The sequence below is a fragment of the Streptococcus mitis genome (assembly GCF_003942685.1).
Lineage (GTDB): Bacteria > Bacillota > Bacilli > Lactobacillales > Streptococcaceae > Streptococcus > Streptococcus mitis_CD.
This window is the reverse complement of the sequence record NZ_RJNR01000029.1, coordinates 1-6,357: the sequence shown is the minus strand read 5'-3', so window position 1 is coordinate 6,357 and position 6,357 is coordinate 1. Positions and strand designations below refer to the sequence as shown.

At 38.7% G+C, this 6,357-nt stretch carries 3 protein-coding genes and 1 pseudogene; all 4 read left to right on the top strand.

Translation table 11 applies throughout. From position 1 onward, the window contains the following. Positions 1 to 487, top strand: a pseudogene (gene adcAII / locus D8855_RS10290) (zinc-binding lipoprotein AdcAII); the annotation flags it as partial. Positions 488 to 494: 7 nt separating this feature from the next. Further along, positions 495 to 3,026 carry a pneumococcal-type histidine triad protein gene (locus D8855_RS10285; RefSeq protein WP_125417219.1) on the top strand — a complete coding sequence of 844 codons (2,532 nt, stop codon included), beginning with the start codon at positions 495 to 497 and terminating at the stop codon, positions 3,024 to 3,026. Between the two features lie 157 nt (positions 3,027 to 3,183). Next, entirely contained in the window at positions 3,184 to 5,781 is a 2,598-nt protein-coding gene (locus D8855_RS10280) for a pneumococcal-type histidine triad protein (RefSeq protein ID WP_125417218.1), read from the top strand. Between the two features lie 180 nt (positions 5,782 to 5,961). Next, on the top strand, positions 5,962 to 6,357 hold a 396-nt coding region (locus tag D8855_RS10275; protein WP_376738628.1), incomplete at its 3' end, for a metal ABC transporter solute-binding protein, Zn/Mn family.

The window sequence follows — 6,357 nt, the reverse complement described above, 5'->3', positions numbered from 1 at the left end:
AGATCCTGAAAAAGCTGGCGAAGAAGCCCAAATTATAGCTGATAAACTTTCAGAGGTTGATAGTGAACACAAAGAAACTTATCAAAAAAATGCGCAAGCCTTTATCAAAAAAGCTCAAGAATTGACTAAGAAATTCCAGCCTAAATTTGAAAAAGCGACTCAGAAAACCTTTGTAACACAACATACGGCCTTTTCTTATCTAGCGAAGAGATTTGGACTTAATCAACTTGGTATTGCAGGCATCTCTCCAGAACAAGAACCAAGTCCAAGACAACTAACAGAAATTCAGGAATTTGTTAAAACCTATAAGGTTAAAACAATTTTTACAGAAAGTAATGCTTCTTCGAAAGTAGCTGAAACTCTTGTTAAATCAACAGGTGTGGGTCTTAAAACTCTGAATCCTTTAGAAGCAGACCCACAAAACGATAAGACTTATCTAGAAAACCTAGAAGACAATATGAGTATTTTAGTAGAAGAATTGAAATGAGGAGATTATGAAAATCAATAAAAAATATCTAGCTGGGTCAGCAGCTGCACTTGTTTTAAGTGTCTGTGCTTATGAACTAGGTTTGCATCAAGCCCAAACTGTAAAAGAAAATAATCGTGTTTCATACATTGATGGTAACCAACCAAGCCAAAAGGCAGAAAATTTGACACCTGATGAAGTCAGTAAAAAAGAAGGTATAAATGCCGAGCAAATCGTTATCAAGATTACGGATCAAGGTTATGTGACTTCTCATGGAGACCATTATCATTACTATAATGGCAAGGTTCCTTATGATGCTATCATTAGTGAAGAACTTCTGATGAAAGATCCAAATTATCAGTTGAAGGATTCAGACATTGTCAATGAAATCAAGGGTGGCTATGTGATTAAGGTAGATGGTAAGTATTATGTCTATCTAAAGGATGCAGCACATGCTGATAATGTTCGAACAAAAGAAGAAATTACTCGTCAGAAGCAGGAACACAGTAGTAATCACGGAGGTGGTTCTAGCGATAAAGAGGTAGTCGCTGCCAGAGCTCAGGGTCGTTATACAACAGATGATGGTTATATCTTTAACGCCTCTGATATCATAGAAGATACAGGTGATGCCTATATCGTTCCTCATGGTAATCACTTCCACTATATTCCTAAGAGTGACTTGTCTGCCAATGAATTAGCTGCTGCTCGAGCCTTCCTAGCTGGGAAAGGTAATCAACCAAGCTCAGTTGGGTATCGTCCTTCAACAAATTCTTCTAGCAGTAGCTCATCAGTGACATCGAATAGTAGTTCAGATGGACAAACGAATCAAACCAATGTTGAAGCAAATACTAGAAGATGGGTTCCAAGTGTTAGTTCACAAGTGGATAATAGCTATCAAGCCAGTCCGAGAGAAGACGTATCCAGTCTCTTGAAACAACTTTATGCCTTGCCACTTAGCCAACGACATGTGGAATCAGATGGGCTTGTTTTTGATCCAGCGCAGATTACAAGAAAAACTGCGAATGGTGTTGCAGTGCCACATGGAGATCATTATCACTTTATCCCTTATTCTCAAATGTCTGATTTAGAGCAGAAGATTGCGAGAATGATTTCTGAAAATTATCAAGGAAATCATACTACTGCAGGTGGTAAAGAATTAAAACCAATTCCGACTCCAAGCTTTCCAAATCCAATTCCATCCCCTGTTTTGCCAGCTCTTAGCTTAAAACCTTTGAAACCTATTGTAAAGCCGTCTCCTAGTCTAAATCCTAAAATAGACTCAAATTCTTCTTTAGTTAGTCAGCTGGTACGAAAAGTTGGAGAAGGATATGTTTTCGAAGAAAAAGGAATTTCACGCTATGTCTTTGCGAAAGATTTACCATCTGAAACTGTTAAAAATTTGGAAAGCAAGTTATCAAAACAAGAGAGTGTGTCACACGCTTTAACTGCTAAAAAAGGAAATGTACCACCTCGCGACCAAGAATTTTATGATAAAGCATATAATTTATTGGCCGAGGCTCATAAAGCCTTGTCTGAAAATAAGGGTCGTACTTCTGATTTCCAAGCCTTAGACAAATTAGCAGAACGCTTGAATGATGAATCTTCTAATAAGGGCAAATTAGTAGATGATTTGTTGGCATTCCTAGCACCAATTACTCATCCAGAACGTCTTGGTAAACCAAATTCTCAGATTGAGTATACCGAAAATGAAGTCCGCATTGCTCAATTAGCTGATAAGTATACAACGTCAGATGGTTACATTTTTGACGAACATGATATTATCAGTGATGAAGGGGATGCCTATGTAACGCCTCATATGGGTCACAGTCACTGGATTGGAAAAGACAGTCTTTCTGATAAGGAAAAAGCTGCTGCTCAATCTTATACTAAAGAAAAAGGAATTCTACCTCCGTCAGCAGACGCAGATGCTCAAGCAAATCCAACTGGAGATAGTGCAGCGGCCATTTACAATCGTGTGAAAGGGGAAAAACGAATTCCACTCGTTCGACTTCCATACATGGTCGAGCATACAGTTGAAGTTAAAAATGGTAATTTGATTATTCCTCACAAGGATCATTACCATAACATTAAATTTGCTTGGTTTGATGATCATTCATACAAGGCTCCAAATGGTTATACCTTGGAAGACTTATTTGCGACGATTAAGTACTATGTTGAACATCCTGATGAACGTCCACATTCTAATGACGGATGGGGAAATGCCAGTGAGCATGTCTTAGGTAAGAAAGACCACAGTGAAGATCCCAAAAAGAACTTCAAAGCGGATGAAGAGCCAGTAGAGGAAACACCTGCTGAGCCAGAAGTTCCTCAAGTAGAGACTGAAAAAGTAGAAGCCAAGCTCAAAGAAGCAGAAGATTTGCTTGCAAAAGTAACGGATGCTAGTTTGAAAGCTAATGCGACAGAAACCCTAGCTGGTTTACGAAATAATTTGAGCCTGCAAACCATGGATAATAATGGTATCATGGCAGAAGCAGAAAAATTACTTGCTTTGCTAAAAGGAAGTAATCCTTCACCTGTGAATAAGGAAAAAACAAACTAATGAAAAATGGGAGTCTCGATAAAGAGACTTTCATTTTTATTATGTATATACGAAAAATTCTTGACAAGCAGTACTAAAAATAGTAAACTATTAACTAGTTAATTAACCGGTTTATTATTTTATAGTGAATCAAATAGAGTTAAGAAAAGAGGAAAGAATGAAAATCAATAAAAAATATCTAGCTGGGTCAGCAGCTGCACTTGTTTTAAGTGTCTGCGCTTATGAACTAGGTTTGCATCAAGCCCAAACTGTAAAAGAAAATAACCGTGTTTCATACATCGATGGCAACCAACCAAGCCAAAAGGCAGAGACTTTGACACCTGAGGAAGTCAGTAAAAAAGAAGGTATAAATGCCGAGCAAATTGTTATCAAGATTACGGACCAAGGTTATGTGACTTCTCATGGAGACCATTATCACTACTATAATGGCAAGGTTCCTTATGATGCTATCATCAGTGAAGAACTTCTGATGAAAGATCCGAATTATCAGTTAAAAGATTCCGATATTGTCAATGAAATCAAGGGTGGCTATGTGATTAAGGTAGATGGTAAGTATTATGTCTATCTAAAGGACGCAGCACATGCTGATAATGTTCGATCAAAAGAAGAAATCACTCGTCAGAAGCAGGAACACGGTAGTAATCACGGAGGAGGTTCTAGCGATAATGCGGTAGTCGCTGCTAGAGCTCAAGGCCGTTATACAACGGATGATGGTTATATCTTTAATGCCTCTGATATCATTGAGGACACGGGTGATGCCTATATCGTTCCTCATGGCAATCATTTCCACTATATTCCTAAGAGTGACTTGTCTGCCAGTGAATTAGCTGCAGCTCGAGCCTTCTTATCTGGAAAAGGTAATCAACCAAGCTCAGTTGGATATCGTCCTTCAACAAATTCTTCTAGCAGTAGCGCATCAGAGGCATCGAATAATAGTTCATATGGACAAACGAATCAAAGCAATGTTGAGGTAAATACCAGAAGATGGACTCCAAGTGTTAGCCCACAAGTGGATAATAGCTATCAAGCTAGTCCGAGTGAAGACGTATCTAGTCTCTTGAAACAACTTTATGCCTTGCCACTCAGTCAACGACATGTGGAATCAGATGGACTTGTCTTTGATCCGGCGCAGATTACAAGAAAAACTGCGAATGGTGTTGCAGTGCCACACGGAGATCATTATCACTTTATTCCTTATTCTCAAATGTCTGATTTAGAGCAGAAGATTGCAAGAATGATTTCTGAAAATTATCAAGGGAATCATACTACTGCAGGTGGTAAAGAATTAAAACCAATTCCGACTCCAAGCCTTCCAAATCCAACTCCGACTCCAATCCCTGCTCCAGAGCCTACCCCAATACCAAGTCCACAACCTGTACCAAATCCTCAACCAACTCCAAGCAATCCAATTGATGGAAAATTGGTAAAACAGGTGATTCGAAAGGTGGTTGATGGTTATGTCTTCGAAGAGAATGGAATTTCGCGTTATATTTCTGCCAAGGAACTTTCAGCAGAAACTGTTGCAGCCATTGATGATAAACTTGCTAAACAAGAAAGTTTGTCTCATGAGTTAGGAGCTAAGAAAACCAATCTTGCATCTGGTGATCAAAAATTTTACAACAAAGTTTATGATTTACTAGCAACAGTTCATCAAGATTTGGTTTCCAATAAAGGGCGCCAAGCTGATTTTGACGCTTTGGATAGACTATTGGAACGTCTCAACGATGAGTCAAGTGATAAAGTCAAGTTAGTTGATGATATCCTTGCTTTTCTAGCGCCGATTCGTCATCCAGAACGTTTAGGAAAACCAAATGCACAAATAGCTTACACAGATGATGAGATTCAAGTAGCCAAGTTGGCAGGCAAGTATACAACAGAAGATGGCTATATCTTTGATCCTCGTGATATCACCAGTGATGAGGGGGATGCCTATGTAACTCCGCATATGAGCCACAGTCATTGGATTAAGAAAGAAAGTTTGTCTGAAGCTGAAAGAGCAGCAGGTCAAGCTTATGCTAAAGAGAAAGGTTTGACGCCTCCTTCAACAAATCATCAAAGTTCAGGAAATACTGAGGCTAAGGGAGCAGAAGCGATTTACAATAGAATAAAAGCAGCTAAGAAGGTACCACTTGACCGTATGCCTTACAATCTCCAACATACTGTGGAAGTTAAAAATGGAAGTTTGATTATACCTCATTATGACCATTACCATAACATCAAATTTGAGTGGTTTGACGAAGGACTTTATGAGGCACCTAAGGGGTATAGTTTAGAAGAGCTATTTGAAACTGTGAAGTATTATGTCGAACATCCAAATGAACGTCCGCATTCAGATAGTGGTTGGGGCAATGCGAGCGATCATGTTCAAAGAAACCACAATAGTCAAGCTGCTAACAATCAAACAGAGAAACCAACAGAGGAGAAACCTCAGACAGAAAAAATTGAGGAGGAAAAACCTCGCGAAGAAAAACCGAAAACTGAGAAAGCAGAATCTCCAAAACCAAAAGAACCAGAGGAATCAGAAGAAGAATCACCATCGGAACCAGAGGAACCTCAGGTTGAAACTGAAAAGGTTGAAGAAAAACTGAGAGAGGCGGAAGAGTTACTTAAAAAGATTCAGGACCCAATTCTTAAGTCCAATGCCAACGAAACTCTCACAGGATTAAAAAATAACCTGTTATTTGGTTCCCAGGACAACAATACTATTATGGCAGAAGCTGAAAAGCTATTAGTCTTGTTAAAGGAGAGTAAGTAACTATACAACTATTATAGAAGATAAAAAGGGAGCAGAATATGGATTCTGTTCTCTTTTTTATGAAATTGTGTAAAAATTCTTGACATATTTTCTAAATAAAGATAAACTATTTACTAGTTAATTAAATGGTTAAACACTAGTTAAGGAGTTATAGTGAAAAAGAGGACGATTTTAGTATTGATGACCAGTGTATTGGCTCTGGTATTAGCTGCTTGTGGGCAGAAGGAGAGCCAGTCAGGTAAAGGGATGAAAATTGTGACTAGTTTTTATCCTATCTATGCCATGGTCAAGGAAGTATCTGGTGACTTGAATGATGTTCGAATGATTCAGTCAAGTAGCGGAATTCACTCCTTTGAACCTTCAGCAAATGATATCGCAGCCATCTATGATGCAGATGTCTTTGTTTACCATTCGCATACACTTGAATCTTGGGCAGGAAGTCTGGATCCCAATCTAAAAAAATCCAAAGTTAAAGTTTTAGAGGCTTCAGAAGGAATGACATTGGATCGTGTCCCTGGTCTAGAAGATGTGGAAGCAGGTGATGGTGTTGATGAAAAAACGCTTTATGATCCTCAC

Excerpts from the sequence above, each read along its gene's own strand:
- D8855_RS10285 (WP_125417219.1), top strand. The coding sequence starts at position 495 with ATGAAAATCAATAAAAAATATCTAGCTGGGTCAGCAGCTGCACTTGTT.
- D8855_RS10280 (WP_125417218.1), top strand. The coding sequence starts at position 3,184 with ATGAAAATCAATAAAAAATATCTAGCTGGGTCAGCAGCTGCACTTGTT.